The 16,523-nt window shown below is 61.8% G+C and carries 15 protein-coding genes; 8 read left to right on the top strand and 7 right to left on the bottom strand.

Going from position 1 to position 16,523, the window contains the following annotated elements; translation table 11 throughout:
* Positions 1 to 9: 9 nt before the first annotated feature.
* Both proC and ACVWSC_RS27365 read right to left on the bottom strand, forming a co-directional pair.
* Positions 10 to 828, bottom strand: coding sequence for a pyrroline-5-carboxylate reductase (gene proC / locus ACVWSC_RS27370; protein WP_442110543.1), 819 nt, complete (start codon positions 826 to 828; stop codon positions 10 to 12).
* A 35-nt stretch (positions 829 to 863) separates the two neighbouring features.
* Positions 864 to 1,550, bottom strand: a complete 687-nt coding sequence (locus tag ACVWSC_RS27365; protein WP_442110541.1) for a YggS family pyridoxal phosphate-dependent enzyme — start codon at positions 1,548 to 1,550, stop codon at positions 864 to 866.
* Between the two features lie 66 nt (positions 1,551 to 1,616).
* Here ACVWSC_RS27365 and ACVWSC_RS27360 point away from each other — a divergent pair, with 66 nt between their 5' ends.
* A complete protein-coding gene (locus tag ACVWSC_RS27360) occupies positions 1,617 to 2,645 on the top strand; it encodes a type IV pilus twitching motility protein PilT (RefSeq protein ID WP_442110539.1) in 1,029 nt (342 codons plus the stop codon).
* Here ACVWSC_RS27360 and ACVWSC_RS27355 read toward each other — a convergent pair.
* A complete protein-coding gene (locus tag ACVWSC_RS27355) occupies positions 2,642 to 3,268 on the bottom strand; it encodes a C40 family peptidase (RefSeq protein ID WP_442110537.1) in 627 nt (208 codons plus the stop codon). The genes ACVWSC_RS27360 and ACVWSC_RS27355 overlap by 4 nt on opposite strands.
* Positions 3,269 to 3,424: 156 nt before the next feature.
* Here ACVWSC_RS27355 and ACVWSC_RS27350 point away from each other — a divergent pair, with 156 nt between their 5' ends.
* Positions 3,425 to 3,844 carry an NINE protein gene (locus ACVWSC_RS27350; RefSeq protein ID WP_442110535.1) on the top strand — a complete coding sequence of 140 codons (420 nt, stop codon included), beginning with the start codon at positions 3,425 to 3,427 and terminating at the stop codon, positions 3,842 to 3,844.
* Between the two features lie 43 nt (positions 3,845 to 3,887).
* Here ACVWSC_RS27350 and ACVWSC_RS27345 read toward each other — a convergent pair whose 3' ends face one another.
* From ACVWSC_RS27345 to ACVWSC_RS27335, 3 genes are all read right to left on the bottom strand, one after another.
* Positions 3,888 to 4,577: an SPOR domain-containing protein gene (locus tag ACVWSC_RS27345; protein ID WP_133214093.1), complete on the bottom strand. Its 690-nt coding sequence runs from the start codon at positions 4,575 to 4,577 to the stop codon at positions 3,888 to 3,890.
* A 1-nt stretch (position 4,578) separates the two neighbouring features.
* Positions 4,579 to 6,315 (bottom strand): arginine--tRNA ligase, encoded by a 1,737-nt coding sequence (gene argS / locus ACVWSC_RS27340; protein ID WP_442110533.1) that lies wholly within the window; start codon positions 6,313 to 6,315, stop codon positions 4,579 to 4,581.
* 134 nt (positions 6,316 to 6,449) lie between these two features.
* Positions 6,450 to 8,669, bottom strand: a complete 2,220-nt coding sequence (locus ACVWSC_RS27335; RefSeq protein ID WP_442110530.1) for a primosomal protein N' — start codon at positions 8,667 to 8,669, stop codon at positions 6,450 to 6,452.
* A 170-nt stretch (positions 8,670 to 8,839) separates the two neighbouring features.
* Between ACVWSC_RS27335 and rpmE the strand changes: the two genes are divergently transcribed.
* From rpmE to ACVWSC_RS27320, 3 genes are all read left to right on the top strand, one after another.
* Positions 8,840 to 9,055, top strand: coding sequence for a 50S ribosomal protein L31 (gene rpmE, locus ACVWSC_RS27330; protein ID WP_133211167.1), 216 nt, complete (start codon positions 8,840 to 8,842; stop codon positions 9,053 to 9,055).
* A 2-nt stretch (positions 9,056 to 9,057) separates the two neighbouring features.
* Complete coding sequence (locus tag ACVWSC_RS27325) at positions 9,058 to 9,879, top strand: thermonuclease family protein (RefSeq protein WP_442110528.1); 822 nt, start codon at positions 9,058 to 9,060, stop codon at positions 9,877 to 9,879.
* Between the two features lie 178 nt (positions 9,880 to 10,057).
* Positions 10,058 to 11,326, top strand: coding sequence for a malic enzyme-like NAD(P)-binding protein (locus tag ACVWSC_RS27320; RefSeq protein ID WP_442110526.1), 1,269 nt, complete (start codon positions 10,058 to 10,060; stop codon positions 11,324 to 11,326).
* 176 nt (positions 11,327 to 11,502) lie between these two features.
* Here ACVWSC_RS27320 and ACVWSC_RS27315 read toward each other — a convergent pair whose 3' ends face one another.
* Positions 11,503 to 13,956, bottom strand: a complete 2,454-nt coding sequence (locus ACVWSC_RS27315) for a penicillin-binding protein 1A (RefSeq protein WP_442110524.1) — start codon at positions 13,954 to 13,956, stop codon at positions 11,503 to 11,505.
* A gap of 176 nt (positions 13,957 to 14,132) precedes the next feature.
* On the opposite strand from ACVWSC_RS27315, the gene pilM reads away from it, so the two are divergent.
* From pilM to ACVWSC_RS27300, 3 genes are read left to right on the top strand one after another with little or no spacing between them, the layout of a single operon-like run.
* The gene (gene pilM, locus ACVWSC_RS27310) at positions 14,133 to 15,071 is read left to right on the top strand and encodes a type IV pilus biogenesis protein PilM (protein ID WP_442110522.1); all 939 of its coding nucleotides are present in this window, start codon (positions 14,133 to 14,135) and stop codon (positions 15,069 to 15,071) included.
* Positions 15,059 to 15,586, top strand: coding sequence for a PilN domain-containing protein (locus ACVWSC_RS27305; RefSeq protein ID WP_442110520.1), 528 nt, complete (start codon positions 15,059 to 15,061; stop codon positions 15,584 to 15,586). The genes pilM and ACVWSC_RS27305 overlap by 13 nt, the downstream gene beginning before the upstream one ends.
* Entirely contained in the window at positions 15,583 to 16,515 is a 933-nt protein-coding gene (locus ACVWSC_RS27300; RefSeq protein WP_442110518.1) for a pilus assembly protein PilP, read from the top strand. Before ACVWSC_RS27305 ends, ACVWSC_RS27300 begins: the two co-directional genes overlap by 4 nt.
* Positions 16,516 to 16,523 lie beyond the last annotated feature (8 nt).

The raw sequence follows: 16,523 nt of genomic DNA, 5'->3' as shown, positions 1-16,523 counted from the left end.
TTCGGCTCCTTAGTTGCCCAGTTGTTCGGCCATCTCGGCCGAGCGATGCGCGGCAGCGCCCAGCGCTTTTTCCACCAGCGCTTCAAATCCATCGGCCTGGAACGACTTGATCGCCGCTTCCGTGGTGCCAGCCGGGGAGGTCACGCGGCGGCGCAGCTCGGCGGCATCGACGTCGCTGCTGACAGCCATGTGCGCGGCGCCCAGGGCGGTTTGCAGGGTCAGCTTGGCGGCGGTTTCGCGTGGCAGGCCGAGTTTTTCACCGGCGGCGGTCATCGCTTCGATCAACAGGAAAAAGTAGGCCGGGCCGCTGCCTGAGACGGCGGTCACCGCATCCAGTTGCTGCTCGGTGTCCAGCCACAGGGCAATACCGACGGCTGACAGCAGCTGTTCGGCCTGCTGGCGCTGTGCAGCAGACACTTCGGCAGTGGCGAACAGACCGCTCACGCCTTGGCGCAGCAGTGCTGGAGTATTGGGCATGCAACGCACAATCGGCTGGGCGCCGAGCCAGTTGTTCATGCTGGCGCAGGTGATCCCGGCGGCGATCGACACCACCAGTTGCTCAGGCTTGAGGCTCGGCTTGAGCGCTTCGCACACGGCTTTCATGGCCTGGGGCTTGACCGCCAGGACGACAACATCGGCGCCTTCGACGGCATCGGCGTTGTTGGCAAACATTTCAATGCCATGCTCGGCATGGATTTTTGCCCGCTGCTCGGCACCCGGATCACTGGCGCGGATCTGCGAGGCGTCCAGGCCCTGGGCGCGCAGGCCGCCGATCAGGCTGGCGGCCATGTTGCCGGCGCCGATAAAGGCAATACGAGTCTTGCTCATGTCAGGTCCTTAAGGGAAAAGTTGAAAGGCATGTTTCAGGCTTGGCCATAGTCGCGGGCGCCGAACAGCGCGGTGCCGATTCGCACCCACGTTGCGCCTTGGGCGATGGCCGCTTCCAGATCGTGGCTCATACCCATCGACAGCGTGTCCAGGCCCAGCCCCAGGCTGGCTTGCAGTTCGCGAACCCGGGCAAAAGCGGCTTCCTGAGCGACACGATCATCGGTCGGCTCTGGGATTGCCATCAGCCCGCGCAGTTTCAACCGCGGTAAGGCGGCGATAGCGGCGGCCAAAGCGGGCAGCTCCTCAGGCGTACAGCCAGACTTGCTGGCCTCACCGCTGACGTTGACCTGCAGGCAGATGTTCAGCGCGGCAAGGCTGTCAGGGCGTTGCTCGGACAGGCGTTGGGCGATTTTCAGGCGGTCCACGGAATGTACCCAGTCAAAATGCTCGGCAATTGCACGAGTCTTGTTCGACTGAATGGGGCCGATGAAGTGCCAGGTCAAGGGCAGGTCGGTCAATTCGCCTTGTTTGTTCAAGGCTTCTTGCAGGTAGTTCTCGCCGACATCGCGCACCCCTGCGGCAAAGGCCTCGCGCACGGCGCTGGCGGGTTTGGTTTTGCTTACCGCCAGCAGGCGGATGTCGGACGGCGCGCGCCCTGCGGCCTGCGCAGCAGCGCTGATGCGGGCGGCGAGCGTGGAAAGGTTGTCTGCTATGGTGGACATTGATCGATGCCAGCGGCTCTTTGGGTCTGCGGCATTCTACCTGCTTGGCAGCCTTTGGGGAGTCTCATGGATGTGACTGAACTGCTGACCCTGGCAATAAATGCCGGGGCCTCGGACCTGCACCTGGCCGCGTCGGAGGTGCCGACCGTACGCCTGGATGGGCAATTGTGCCGCCTGGATTTACCGGCGCTGAGCGCTGAACAGGTGCTTGAGCTGCTGAACCAGTTGATGACGACGGCGCAGAAAAAGGATTTTGAAACACATCTGGATATCGACTTTTCGCTAGCCGTAGCCGATCTTGCGCGGTTTCGGGTCAATGCCTTTGTCCAGTGCCGAGGCCCTGCAGCGGTGCTTCGGGTGATTCCAAGTCAGGTGAGCACGCTGAGCGACCTGGGACTGGGTGAGGTGTTTCGTCAGATTGCCGAGTTGCCGGCGGGGCTGGTGCTGATCACCGGGCCGACGGGGTCGGGCAAATCCACCACCCTGGCCGCGTTGCTCGACCACCTTAACCGCGAGCAGGCGTTGCATATCCTGACCCTCGAAGACCCGATTGAATTTGTTCACCGGCCTCAGCGCAGCCTGATCAGTCAGCGCGAAATCGGCCGCCACAGTGCCGGCTTTGCCCAGGCCTTGCGCGGTGCCCTGCGTCAGGACCCTGATGTGATCATGCTTGGCGAGCTGCGTGATGCGCAGACCATCCGCCTGGCCCTGACGGCGGCAGAAACCGGGCACTTGGTGTTGGCGACCGTGCACGCCGGGTCAGCGGCAAAGACTATTGATCGTTTGGTGGACGTGTTCAGCGCAGAGGAAAAACACCTGGTGCGCACCATGCTGGCCGAAGCCCTGCAGGCGGTGGTGTCGCAGGTGTTGGTCGACAAGGTCGGCGGCGGGCGGGTTGCGGCGCACGAAATTCTGCTGGCCACGCCCGCGGTACGTAACCTGGTGCGTGAAGGCAAGGTGGCGCAGTTGTACTCGACGATGCAGATGGGTGCGGCGCAAGGCATGCAAACCCTTGACGGTTGTCTGCAGGGCCTGCTGTCGCGCGGTGTGATCAGCCTTGAAAGCGCCCGCGAGCGGACGCATCAATGGTGTTAACGGTTGGCCAGGGCCAATTGCTGACTTTTTGGCAGTACGCGCTTGGCTACCACGTAGCGGCTGCGCCAGTACGGCTTGTTCAGCGTGTCGATGCTGACGCGCTTACCGGTGCGCGGGGCATGAATGAAGCGGTCGTTGCCCAGGTAAATGGCAACATGGTTGACCCGACGGCTCTTGATGTTGAAAAAGATCAGGTCGCCGGGCTTGAGGTCGTTGCGATTGACCTTCACACCCTGGCCCTGGGCCATGGCGCTGGAGGTACGAGGCAGGTCGACTTCTTCGATGCCGTGGAACGCGTACTTGACCAGGCCGCTGCAGTCGAAGCCTCTGCTCGGGGTGCTACCGCCCCAGCGGTAAGGCGTGCCCAGCACATTGACGGCACGGCTGAGCACTTCGCTGCTTTGTTGCGGCGACATTGCGGCGACCGGTAAGCCTGGCTTGCTGGAGTAGCTACGCGGCTGGGCTTTGCTGCTGACGTGCTTGCTGGAGCTGGAACGTACAGCGTTGGAATTTGTGGTGTACCCGGAAAAACCGTTGGGTAGACGTTGCTCACGGTTGGTGGCGTGGGCGGCCAGTGGCAATAATAGGCAAATGGTTAGCCATGTCTTCAAAAAAGGACGCATAGGCAGGGCTCTTGGTTGGTTAGCGCGCAACTTTATAACAGCTTTTTGATCAATTTCTGATCCGTTGGTCGATTGGAGCGCTGCCATACGTCGCCCTGACACGAAAAAGTCACATTTTTTCTTAGAAAATTTATCGATAACCCGCAGAGGCTATGAATGAACAGTTATCAACAGGATGGGCAGCTGCACGACACTCACAGCAAGGTGATCGGTTACCTGCTGTGGATTTTCGGATTCACCGGGGCGCACCGGTTTTACTACGGTAAACCGGTTACCGGGACGATCTGGTTCTTCACCCTGGGCCTGTTGGGCATCGGCTGGCTGATCGACCTGTTCCTGATCCCGTCGATGGATCGCGAGGCTGATCTGCGTTTCCATGCCGGCCCACTGGACTACAGCCTGAGCTGGATTCTGCTGACCTTTCTCGGCGTGTTCGGCGTGCACCGCATGTACCAGGGCAAATGGATCACCGGGATCATCTACCTGTGCACGGGTGGGCTGTTTCTGGTGGGGATCTTGTATGACTTCTGGACGCTGAACACCCAGGTATCGCTGGCCAACGCCCAGCGTCGTTGACGCAACGGCGGCCTTGTCGTTGCCGACAAGGCCCCACGCAGGGTTACTGGCGGGTCTGGCGCTGTTGCAGCAGCAGGTTGCTGAAGCCGCTGCCGGCCAGTTGTTTCTGGGCCACGGTCAGTTGTTCGCGATTGCTGAACGGGCCGACCAGCACCCGGTACCAGGTTTCTTCTTTCACCGTACCCGACTCGACCTTGACCGCCTGGCCAAGGAGGATGATCTGTGCCCGCACTTTGTCGGCGTCCGCCTGTTTGCGGAACGACCCGGCCTGCAGGAAGAACTGGGTGGTCGCCGCAGGCTTGATCACCGGTGGCGCGGGCGGTGGCGTTTGCCCCATCAGCGCCGCCTGAGCCCGCGCAGTGTCGATCTTGGCTGCTTCCGCCGGAGTGACCGGAGGCTGCGCCGGTACCGGCGGGGTTTTCTCCGGTACGGCTTCCGGCGGCACGATCACTTCCGATTCGGGCAGCAAGGTGTAGAAGTCGTACTTGGGCTTGACCGGCTGTTGCGGGCTAGGCGCGGTCTTGTTGGCTTCGGCAGCCTTCTCGGCTTTCAGCTGTTCAGGCTTGCTGCGTTTGACTTCTTCGTTGCCCGGCTCAAGTTTCATCAGAAACACAATGAAGGCGCCGACGGTCAGGCCGATCGCCAGCCACAACCAGCCCGGAATCGGTTGCTTTGCCGGGGCCTGGTTGCGGCTGGCGCCGCGCTTGGGTGCGGGTTTTTTCTTGGCAGCCAACTTACATACGCTCCAGGGTTTCCAGGCCGAGCAGCTCCAGACCTTGCTTGAGGGTACGGCCAGTCAGGGCGGCCAGGCGCAGGCGGCTCTGCTGTTGTTCAGGGGTTTCGGCAGCCAGGATCGGGCAGTTCTCGTAGAAGCTGGAGAACAGGCCGGCAACGTCGTACAGGTAGGCGCAGAGTACGTGCGGGGTACCTTTCTCGGCGACGTTGTTCAGGATTTCACCGAACTGGGCCAGGCGCGCGGCCAGGTCTTGCTCCTGAGCGGCCTGCAGGACGATCTTGCCGTCCACTTCGTCGAAGCTTTTGCCCAGTTTGCGGAATACGCCAGCAACACGGGTGTAGGCGTACAGCAGGTACGGCGCGGTGTTGCCTTCGAAGTTGAGCATCAGTTCGAAGTTGAAGCTGTAGTCGCTGGTGCGGTGCTTGGACAGGTCGGCGTATTTCACCGCGTCGATGCCTACCACCTGGCCGATAGCGCGCAGTTCATCTTCTGGCAGCTCAGGGTTCTTCTCTTTGACCAGGGCGTAGGCGCGCTCCTTGGCTTCGGTGAGCAGGTCGATCAGCTTCACCGTGCCACCGTCGCGGGTCTTGAACGGACGGCCATCGGCGCCGTTCATGGTGCCGAAGCCCATGTGCTCCATGTCCATCGGATGGCCAACGAAGCCGGCCAGGCGCGCCACTTCGAACACCTGGTTGAAGTGCAGGGCCTGACGCTGGTCGACGAAGTACAGGGCGCGATCAGCTTTGAGCACGTTGCTGCGGTAGCGTACGGCCGCCAGGTCGGTGGTGGCGTACAGGTAGCCGCCGTCGGCTTTCTGCACGATTACCGGCAGTGGTTCGCCTTCAGCGGTCTTGAATTCATCAAGGAACACGCACTGGGCGCCCTTGCTCTCGACCAGCAGGCCCTTGGCCTTGAGGTCGTTGATGACGTTGGCGAGGTCGTCGTTGTAGGCGCTTTCGCCCATGACGTCGGCCATGGTCAGTTTGACGTTGAGCAGGTCGTAGGTCTTCTGGCAGTGCGACAGCGAGATGTCCTTGAAGCGGGTCCACAGCTTCAGGCATTCCTCGTCACCGGCTTGCAGCTTGACCACCAGGCCACGGGCGCGGTCGGCAAACTCTTCCGACTCGTCAAAGCGCTTTTTCGCGGCGCGATAGAAGTTTTCCAGGTCAGACAGCTCGTCGCTGGTGATCGGGTTTTCCTGAAGGTACGCCATCAGCATGCCGAACTGAGTGCCCCAGTCGCCGACGTGGTTCTGACGCACCACGGTATCGCCGAGGAATTCCAGCACGCGAGATACCGCGTCGCCGATGATGGTCGAGCGCAGGTGGCCAACGTGCATTTCCTTGGCCAGGTTAGGCGCCGACAGGTCGACCACGACCTTCTGCTGCGGGCCGGCCTTTTTCACCCCGAGTTTGGCATCGGCCAGGGCTGCATCCAGGCGGGCAGCCAGGGCTTGGGTATTCTGGAAGAAGTTGAGAAAGCCCGGGCCGGCGATTTCGACCTTGCTGACCTGCTCATCGGCAGGCAGTGCGGCAATGATTTTTTCCGCCAGGTCACGCGGCTTCATGCCGGCCGGCTTGGCGAGCATCATCGCGATATTGCTGGCGAAGTCGCCGTGGGTTTTGTCCCGGGCGTTTTCCACCTGGATCGCCGGCGTCAGCCCTTCAGGCAACACACCGTCGGTGACGAGTTGGGTGAGGGCTTGCTGGATAAGCTGGCGAATGGTGTCTTTCATGGGCTTCTCTTTCAACCGCGAGCGCGGTAGCGCTTCGATGCGCAGGTGGAAAAACTGGACATTATCCGTTGCCGGGGCGAGGTTGCCAACCTTTGAGGCGCATTCGCGGGGCAAGCCCGCTCCCACAGTGGGGGTCAGTACAGGTCTACGGGGTCTACATCCAAAGACCAGCGCACCTGGCGCCCGGACGGCATGTGTTCCAACAGTAGCAACCAGGCGCTGATCAGTCGATGCAAAGGCGCCCGTGCATTGGCCTGGAGCAATAGTTGTGCACGAAAACGACCCGCGCGTCGTTCCATCGGCGCCGGTACCGGGCCCAAGAGTTCGATGCCGTGCAGGTTGAGCTCGGCCAGCAGCCGCTCTGCTGCGCTGCAGGCTTCGTCGAGAAAACCTTCGGCTTGCCCCGGCTTGTGCGCTTCGGCGCGCAGCAGTGCCAGGTGGGCGAACGGCGGCAGGCCGGCCGCACGGCGTTCGCTCAGGGCCTGCTCGGCGAAGGCAAAGTAGCCTTGCTCGGTCAGTTGTACTAGGAGCGGGTGGTCGGCCAGGTGGGTCTGGATGATCACCTTGCCCGGTTCCTCGGCCCGCCCGGCGCGCCCGGCCACCTGCACGATCAACTGCGCCATGCGTTCGCTGGCGCGGAAGTCGCCGGAGAACAAGCCGCCATCGGCGTCGAGAATCGCCACCAGAGTCACACGCGGAAAGTGGTGCCCTTTGGCGAGCATCTGGGTGCCGACGAGGATGCAGGGCTGACCGCGATGAATGGTGGCAAACAACTGGTTCATGGCGTCTTTTCGCGACGTACTGTCGCGGTCTACACGCAGCACCGGAACGTTGGGGAACAAGATGCTCAAGCGCTCTTCGGCGCGCTCGGTGCCAGCGCCCACCGGGCGCAAATCGACTTTGTGGCACTGCGGGCATTGGCGCGGTACGCGCTCGTCGTACCCGCAGTGATGGCAGCGCAGCTCGTTGGAGCGCTGGTGCACGGTCATGCGCGCATCGCAACGCGGGCACTCCGACATCCAGCCGCAATCGTGGCACAACAGGGTCGGGGCGAAACCGCGACGGTTGAGAAACACCAGCACTTGCTGGCCGGCCGCCAGGGTCTGGCCGATGGCCTGCTGCAAGGGGCCGCTGATGCCGCTGTCCAGTGGCCGGCTTTTCACGTCCAGACGCAGGAAACGCGGCTGTTTCGCGCCGCCAGCACGCTGGTTCAGGCGCAGCAGGCCATAACGGCCACTGTGGGCGTTGTGCAGGCTTTCCAGAGAGGGCGTTGCCGAGCCGAGCAGAATCGGAATGTGCTCCTGGCGCGCACGCACCACGGCCAGATCACGGGCGTGATAACGCAGCCCCTCCTGCTGTTTATAGGAGCCGTCGTGTTCCTCATCGATGATGATCAGGCCGGGGCGCTTCATCGGGGTGAACAGTGCTGAACGGGTGCCGATGATGATGTCGGCCTCGCCGTCGCGGGCCGCCAGCCAGGCGTCCAGGCGTTCGCGGTCGTTGACTGCCGAATGCAGCAGGGCGATGCGGGCGTTGAAGCGCTGTTCGAAGCGCGCCAGGGTTTGTGGCCCGAGGTTGATCTCCGGAATCAGGATCAAGGCTTGCTTGCCGGCCTCGAGGGTTTCGCGGATCAGCTGCAGGTACACCTCGGTCTTGCCACTGCCGGTAACCCCGGCCAGCAAGAAGGCATGAAAGCTGCCAAAGCCCGAGCGAACGGCGTTGAAGGCAGCACGTTGCTCGTCGTTCAGCGGCAGCTCCGGTTGCGCCAGCCAGTGTTCATGGCGCTCCTGCGGCAGGTGGCGGCGCACCTCGACCTGTACCAGTTCTTTGGCCAGCAGCAGGTCGAGGCTGTCTTTGCTCAGCATCAATTTGCTCAGCAGGGTGTGGGCAACGCCGTGGGGGTGCTGCGCCAGGGTTGCCAGGGCTTCGCGCTGGCGTGGTGCGCGGGCGATACGCGGATCATCAAGGCGCGCGCCGGGTGCCACGTGCCAGAAGCGCTCCTGACGCGCCTCGGCAAGCTCGCCCTGGCGCAATAGCACCGGCAACGCCCAGCTCAGGGTGTCGCCGAGGCTGTGCTGATAGTACTGGGCGGTCCACAGGCACAGCTTGAACAGCGCCGGAGGCAGGGGCGACACCGGGTCGAGCAGGGCGATGGCCGGTTTGAGTTTGTCTGCCGGGACTTCGCTCTTGTCAGCGATTTCGACCAGTATGCCGATCATTTCCCGGCGCCCGAACGGCACGCGAATGCGCATGCCCGCTGCCAATTCCTGGCGCGCCATGCTTGCCGGCGCCCTGTAGTCGAACAGTCGCCGCAGGGGCGAGGGCAGGGCGAGGCGCAGGATGACGTCGGACACGCGATGAGTTCTCTGAAGGGGTTGCAAGACCCGGCGAGCCTAGCAGACGACGGTTGGTGCAAGCGACAACTTGCGTTGGCGGCATGCTCTGGTATTATTCGGGCCCTATTTTGCGTGCGGTATTCAACAATGGTGTTGAGTGGCGGCACGTCAGCACTGAGGTATACCCCATGAAGCCAGAAATCCACCCGGGTTACGAAGTTGTAGAAGTTACCTGCAGCTGCGGTAACAAGTTCGAAACGCGTTCGACCCTGTGCAAAGCACTGCCAGTCGACGTCTGCAACCTGTGCCACCCGTTCTACACCGGTAAGCAAAAGGTTCTGGACACTGGCGGCCGCGTACAGAAGTTCGCAGATCGCTTCGGCATGTTCGGTGCCAAGAAGTAAGATTGCGCGAAGCTGGCCCAATGGGTTTGGCATTGCTGCTGAAAAAGGCGTCCCTTGTGGGCGCCTTTTTTGTGGGCGCAATTTGGCAGCTTGAGGCTCAGGCGTTCTGCCCGACGCCCGTCGATCCACAGCGCGTGAGCGTGCGCCAGGTGGTAGATGGCGATACCGTGCGTCTGAATGATGGCCGCAGCGTTCGCCTGATTGGCATCAACGCCCCGGAAATCGGCCGCAAGGGCCGCGCCAGTGAACCCTTCGCCGAAGCTGCCCGGCAGCGTCTGCAGGCCTTGGTCAAGGCCAATGGCGGCGAAGTCGGGTTGGTGCCGGGCGTCGAGCCCAGAGACAAGTACGGGCGCACTCTGGCGCATATCTATGGCCGTGCTGGCGACAATTTCGAAGCACAACTGCTGGGCGAGGGGCTGGGCTACCGGGTGGCCGTCGCCCCCAACGTGAGTTTGAGCGACTGCCAGCAGCAGGCCGAGCATGCCGCTCGTCAGGCCAAGGCTGGCCTGTGGCGCAAACCTGCGGTGCTAGCGGCGGCGCAGATACAGCAATCCGGCTTTGCGCTGATCAGCGGCAAAGTCATGGGCATCGAGCGCAATCGCGGCGGAATCTGGATCGAAATCGACGATTCGCTGGTGCTTCAGGTGCCTGCGCGGTTACAGCGCAACTTTCCCGCTTCCTTTGTACAAGGCTTGCAAGGGCAGATGGTTGAAGCGCGAGGTTGGGTGCTGGATCGTTCCCGCAAAGGCGGCTTGAAACCCGGGCAGAAGCGCTGGTTGCTGCCATTGACCGATCCGTCGATGCTGGAACGCATCGAAAGATAAAATATTGTGAACATTTTTTTATTCGATTGTACACATTGAAACCCTTGCGGGCTGCGGCTCTTGGCGGAAAGTCGTAGGTTAAAGGCCTTGACACAAGTGACCGGCCAGTCTTGTCGGCCCTTTGCTCTTTGCGTATCCTCGGCGGTCCGTCAGAACAGTAAATAGCGGAATGCCCACCATGTCAGATTTGAAAACCGCCGCTCTCGAATATCATGCTCAGCCTCGTCCGGGGAAACTGAGCGTCGAGCTCACCAAACCTACCGCGACTGCTCGCGACCTGGCGCTGGCCTACAGCCCGGGTGTAGCTGAGCCCGTACGTGAAATCGGTCGCGATCCAGAGCTGGCCTACAAGTACACCGGCAAGGGCAATCTGGTAGCAGTCATTTCCGACGGCACCGCCATTCTCGGCCTGGGTAACCTCGGCCCACTGGCGTCCAAGCCAGTCATGGAAGGCAAGGGTGTTCTGTTCAAGCGTTTCGCTGGCATCGACGTATTCGACATCGAAGTCGACTCCGAAAGCCCGCAAGCCTTCATCGACACCGTCAAACGTATCTCCATCACCTTCGGTGGTATCAACCTGGAAGACATCAAGGCACCAGAGTGCTTTGAGATCGAGCGCGCGCTGATCGAACAGTGCGACATTCCAGTGTTCCACGATGACCAGCACGGTACCGCGATCGTTACCGCCGCCGGCATGATCAACGCCCTGGAAATCGCTGGTAAGACCCTGGCCGATGCCAAGATCGTCTGCCTGGGCGCTGGCGCCGCCGCCATCTCCTGCATGAAGTTGCTGGTGAGCATGGGCGCGCAAATCGAAAACATCTTCATGGTTGACCGTACTGGCGTGATCCACGCTGGCCGTGACGACCTGAACCAGTACAAGGCAGTGTTTGCCCACGCTACCGACAAGCGCACCCTGGCTGATGCCCTGGACGGCGCTGATGTGTTCGTAGGCTTGTCCGGCCCGAACCTGCTGAGCCCTGAAGGCCTGAAGTCGATGGCGCCAAACCCAATCGTCTTCGCCTGCTCCAACCCGGATCCGGAAATCTCCCCGGAACTGGCACACGCTACCCGTAGCGACGTGATCATGGCGACCGGTCGTTCCGACTATCCGAACCAGGTCAACAACGTTCTGGGCTTCCCGTTCATCTTCCGTGGTGCTCTGGACGTTCGCGCCAAGCGCATCAACGAAGAGATGAAGATCGCTGCTGCCAACGCACTGAAAGACCTGGCCAAGCTGCCAGTTCCGAAAGAAGTGTGTGCAGCCTACGGCGTTGACGCCCTGGAATTCGGCCGTGAGTACATCATTCCGAAGCCAATGGATGCCCGCCTGATCACCGTCGTTTCCGATGCTGTGGCTAAAGCGGCTATCGAAACCGGCGTAGCGACCCTGCCGTATCCGAAGAACTACCCGCTGAAAAGCGTGGATGACGTGTTCAACGGTTAATCCGAACGCGTAACAAAAAGCCCCGGCTCGCAAGCGTCGGGGCTTTTTTTTGCCTTGAGGCCAACCTTATGTGGGAGCGGGCTTGCCCCGCGAAGCAGGCACTGCGGTGAATGGCACGGGCTTCGCCCGTGTTCGCGGGGCAAGCCCGCTCCCACAGGATGATCAACAGCCCGCGATCAGAACAGATCGATCGGTGCCGCTTCGTCTGCTGGCAGCGGGCTGCCCGGTGCTGCGCCGTTGCCCAGCTCATTGACCGAAGGCGGTGTGTCTTCGGCCTTGAACAGCTCGAAGTAGGCATTCGGCGTGCTTGGCGTTGCCGCCCGGCCGCTGACCGGGTCAACCCGCAGGCTGAGGATGCCTTCCGGCTCGGCAGGCGGGTGGTTGGGCTTGTCTTTGAGGGCCGGGCCCATGAAGTTCATCCAGATCGGCAATGCCACTGTACCGCCGTATTCACGGCGACCCAGGGTTTCAGGCTGATCGAAGCCGCTCCAGACAGTCGTCACCAGGTCGGCGTTGTAACCAGAGAACCAGGCGTCCTTGGATTCGTTGGTGGTACCAGTCTTGCCTGCAAGGTCGGAACGGCCCAAGGCCAGGGCGCGCCGCCCGGTACCGCGCTTGATCACGTCCTGCAGCATGCTGGTGAGGATGTAGGTGGTGCGCCCATCGATAATGCGCTCGGCTACGGCAGGTGGCTGGGCGATGGCCGCAGCGTTGCTGGCTTGCGTAGCAGCAGGCTCGCCGGGCAGTTGGGGGCTGATCGGTGCTTCCGGTGCGGCGATACCTGCTTCGACCTGTTCAGCCTGTGGCACCCGCGGTGGGTTGGCGGTGAACAGGGTCTCGCCATTACGGCTTTCGATACGCTCGATCAGGTACGGCGTGATTTTGTAGCCGCCGTTGGCAAAGGTGCTCCAGCCCGTGGCGATTTCCATTGGCGTCAGTGTCGCGGTACCCAGTGCCAAAGACAGGTTGGGCGGCAGGTCCTGCTTGTTGAAGCCGAACTTGCTGATGTAGTCGATGGTCGGGCCGACCCCCATGGCCTGCAGCAGGCGGATCGACACCAGGTTGCGCGACTTGTACAGCGCTTCACGCATGCGGATCGGGCCGAGGAAGGTGTTGGTGTCGTTTTTCGGGCGCCACACCTTGTCCAGGTACTCATCGACGAACACGATCGGGGCGTCGTTCACCAGGCTGGCGGCGGTGTAGCCGTTGTCCAGCGCTGCGCTGTAGACAAAGGGCTTGAAGCTCGAGCCCGGTTGACGCTTGGCCTGCATGGCGCGGTTGTAGTTGCTCTGCTCGAAGGAGAAACCACCGACCAGTGCGCGGATGGCGCCGCTGTTCGGGTCCAGCGAGACCAATGCGCTCTGTGCGCCCGGCACCTGGCTGAACTTGAGGCTGCCGTTGTCCAGGCGCTGAACGCGGATCAGGTCGCCAACCTTGGCGACGTCAGACGGCTGCTGCGGCGCACGGCCTTGGCTGTTGGTGTTGATGAACGGCCGGGCCCACTTCATGGTCTCCCAGGCAACCGTTTCCAGGGTGTCGGATCGGGTCAGCACCTGCAGGCCGGACTTGTCGACCTGGGTGACAATCACCGGCTCCAGGCCGCCCAGTGGGCGTTGCTTGCTCAGTTCCTGCAGCCAGGCCGCGTGGGTCTTGCCGGGGAAGCGTGCTTCAGGACCGCGATAGCCGTGGCGCTCGTCGTAGTTGGTCAAACCATCGAGCACGGCTTTATTGGCGATCTCCTGCAGGTCGCTTGGAACCGTGGTGGTTACCCGGAAACCTTCGGTGTAGGCGTCGCTGCCATAGCGGCCAACCATTTCGGCGCGGGCCATTTCCGCAATGTACGGGGCTCTGACTTCAGGTGTTGGCACGTGGTAACTGGCGTTGATCGGCTCGGCCAGGGCTGCTTGATAGCTGGCTTCGTCGATTTTGCCCAATTTGTACATCCGCCCCAGAATCCAGTCGCGGCGCTCTTTGGCGCGTACCGGGTTGGCCAGCGGGTTGAAGCGCGACGGCGCCTTGGGCAGGCCGGCGATCATCGCCATCTGCGCCAGGCTGATGTCGCGGATCGACTTGCCGTAATACACCTGAGCGGCCGCTTCGATGCCGTAGGCACGGTTGCCCAGGTAGATCTTGTTGACGTACAGCTCGAGGATCTCGTCTTTGGTCAGCTCGCGTTCAATCTGCAGCGCCAAGAGAATTTCGGTGGTCTTGCGCGAAAAGCTTCGCTCACTGCTGAGGAAGAAGTTCTTCGCCACCTGCATGGTGATGGTGCTGCCGCCGGTTTGAATGTGCCCGGACTTGAGCAATTGTGTTGCAGCACGCATCAAACTGCTGGGGTCGACGCCATAGTGATTGGCGAAATTGTCGTCTTCGGCCGATAGCAAAGCCTGGATGAAATGGGGCGGAATGTCGGCGAAACGGATGGGAGAACGGCGCATCTCGCCGAATTCGGCGATCAGTTTTCCGTCACTGCTGTAGACCCGCAAAGGGATCTGCAACTGGATGCTTCTAAGGGCCTCTACCGAGGGCAGGCTGGGGCTAAGATACAGAAACGCGCCGCTCAGACCGAGCACGATGGCGCAAATGACTGCGACGAAAGACCACCAGATGAACTTCAGCAGACGTATCAAGGCTTTTGGGCGTCCAGGTTAAAGAATGGGTTGCGCGCAGTGCCAGCGGACAAGGAAAAACGCTGGGCATTATAAGCATTTTTCGTACGGTCGCGTTATTGGCGCCGCCGACAGGGAGTCAGCCAGGTGTGATGGGCTCAAGCCCGCTGTACACCTGCAGTGATAAAGGAAAACCGATGCTTGGACGCTGGGGCAAGGATGCCGGTTCACTTTTGGGGGTGGAAATTACCCCTCCGTTCATCAGGCTGGTGCAACTGCGCCGCCATCGCGGTGGTTATTGCGTGCAGGCCTGGGCGCTTGAGCCCTTGCCGGCCGCGGCCACGCACAATGGCTGGATTAGCGATGTGCAACAGGTTGGGGCGTGTTTGCTCCAGGCTGTTCAGCACCGCGTGGGCACAGCCCGCAGAGCCGCGATCGCCTTGCCTGCCGGACTGATCATCGAAAAGCAGGTGGCAATGCCGGTTGGCTTTGACGATCACGCGATTGCCGAAAATCTGTCGGCGGATGTCGGTCCTTTCATTCCGTTTGCCCTGGAAGACGCTGCCATCGACTTTCAGATTGTTGGCATTGCCCCTGATGATCCCCAGTGTCAGCACGTGCTCGTTGCGGCTTGTCACCTGGCCTTGCTTGACGCGTTGCAGGCCAGTCTTGAGGTGGCCGGGGTGCATGCCTGTGCGGTGGAATCTGATGCCCATGCCTTGCACCGTGCTGTTCGGCCCAGTGTCGCGGGAGGCGAGCTGCTGTTGCAGCTGGAAGCTGACACCCTGGTGTTTCATGAGCAAGGTGCCGACCCCGTGCCGCTGCGCCGCGAAGTCCCGATACAGCGGCAGGGGGATGCTGTGGCGGCGCTGGTTGCGGCGGTGGATAACTACGTGTTGTCCAGCCCGGGGAGGGCGCTGCCAAAGCAATTGCTGCTGTGTGGTGCCGGGGTACCTGGCGTGCACGTGTGCGACCCGTTGCAGCGGCACCTGGGTATTGCTGTAAGTGCTGTCGATCCCTTTCAGGGTATGACCCTGGCGCCAGGGCTGGAAGCTCAGGCACTCATGGCGCAGGCCCCGAGTCTTGCCATCGCTTGCGGTTTGGCACTGCGTGAGGGCGAACGATGCTTAGTTTGAACCTGCTGCCTTGGCGTGAGCATCAACGTCAGGCCGAAATCCGGCGTTTGTCTGTGCGTTTGGCCGCTATCGGCTTGCTGGCTGTACTGATTGTCTGCTTAGGGGACGCTCTGGCGCGGCAGGCACAGCAGCGTCAAGGGCTGGAAACCGCTTCATTGCAGCAGGCCATCGCACAACTCGATGGTCAGTTGGCGAAGATCGCGCAGCATGGTGTTGAGCAGGAACAGGTTAAGCAGCATCAGCAGGTGTTGGAGCGGCTGCAGGGCCAGCGGTTGTTTCTGTTCGAGCTGTTCGAGCAACTTCAGCAGGTGGTGCCCGAGGGGGTGTACCTCACCGCTGTAACCCACGAAGACGCGGGCTTGCATCTTCAGGGCGTGGCCCGCTCAGGGACGTTGGTTGCGCAATTGCTGCGCGGCCTGTCCAGCGCGTTTGGCGAGGCGATGTTGCAACACACCAGCGCAGTGGACGAGGGTGAGGCGTTCGAGGTGAGCGTGGTCATGAGGCCCAAACCTTGAATGCGTTATCCACCGCCCGGTGGCAGCGGCTGATCGGCGGCTCGTTGATCCGGCAGTGGGTATTACTGGGCAGCGGCCTGATGTTGCTGCTGGGGCTGGCGTACATCGTCCACCTGAGGGGGCTGTTCATTGAGCTTGAGCAGGGTGCGGAACACGCGCAGCGCCTGCAGACCGAGCGTGCAGATAAAGCCTTGCAGGCGCAGGCGCTGGTCAGCCGCGAGGCGCAATTGGCGGCGTCGTATCAGCAACTAGAGGTATCTCGCTGGCGCTTGGCTGCAGGCGGTGAGCTGGCCGAGCTGTTGGAAGGTATCGCGCATCAGGCGCAGGCTGACGGGGTGCTGGTCGAGCAGTTGCAACTGTTGCCGGAAATCCCGCATGAGCAGTACATCGAAATGCCGATGCAGCTGCAACTGCGAGGCACCTACATCGCCTTGGCGAGCTTTGCTCAGGGGTTGGCGCAACTGCCCCGGCTGGTGACCCAAGAGAACTTCTCGCTGTCGGCGGTGCAGCTGCCGGGTCAGGCCGGGCTGCGACTGCAACTGCGTGCCAGCGCCTACCGCAGTCGCGAGCCGGTCGCCGTTTCGCCCGGGGCTGAACCTCAGCCTTCTCGGACTGTACCGAATTTTTCGCGTAGCCCGTTCGCGCCTTCGCCAAGGGTGCAAGCCCGCCAGCACCTGGAAACGCTTTCGCTCGACCAGTTCGAGATGGTGGGCAGCCTGACCCGCCATCAGCTGCGTTTTGCATTGCTGGATGCTGGCGGCGTAGTCCATCGCCTGCAGGTTGGGGATCGCTTAGGGCGTGATCGGGGCCGCATCGTGCGGATTGAAGAGCGCCAGGTGCACATCGCCGAAGAAATTTTCGTTGTGGGCCAGGGCTGGGTCGAGCGACAGCGAACGTTGAGTATGAAAGTGCCCGCGAGTGCGGGGTAAGCATGCAG

It is taken from the genome of Pseudomonas sp. NUPR-002, assembly GCF_056322725.1.
Note: the sequence above shows the minus strand (reverse complement) of the source record. Positions and strands in the feature narration are given on the sequence as shown.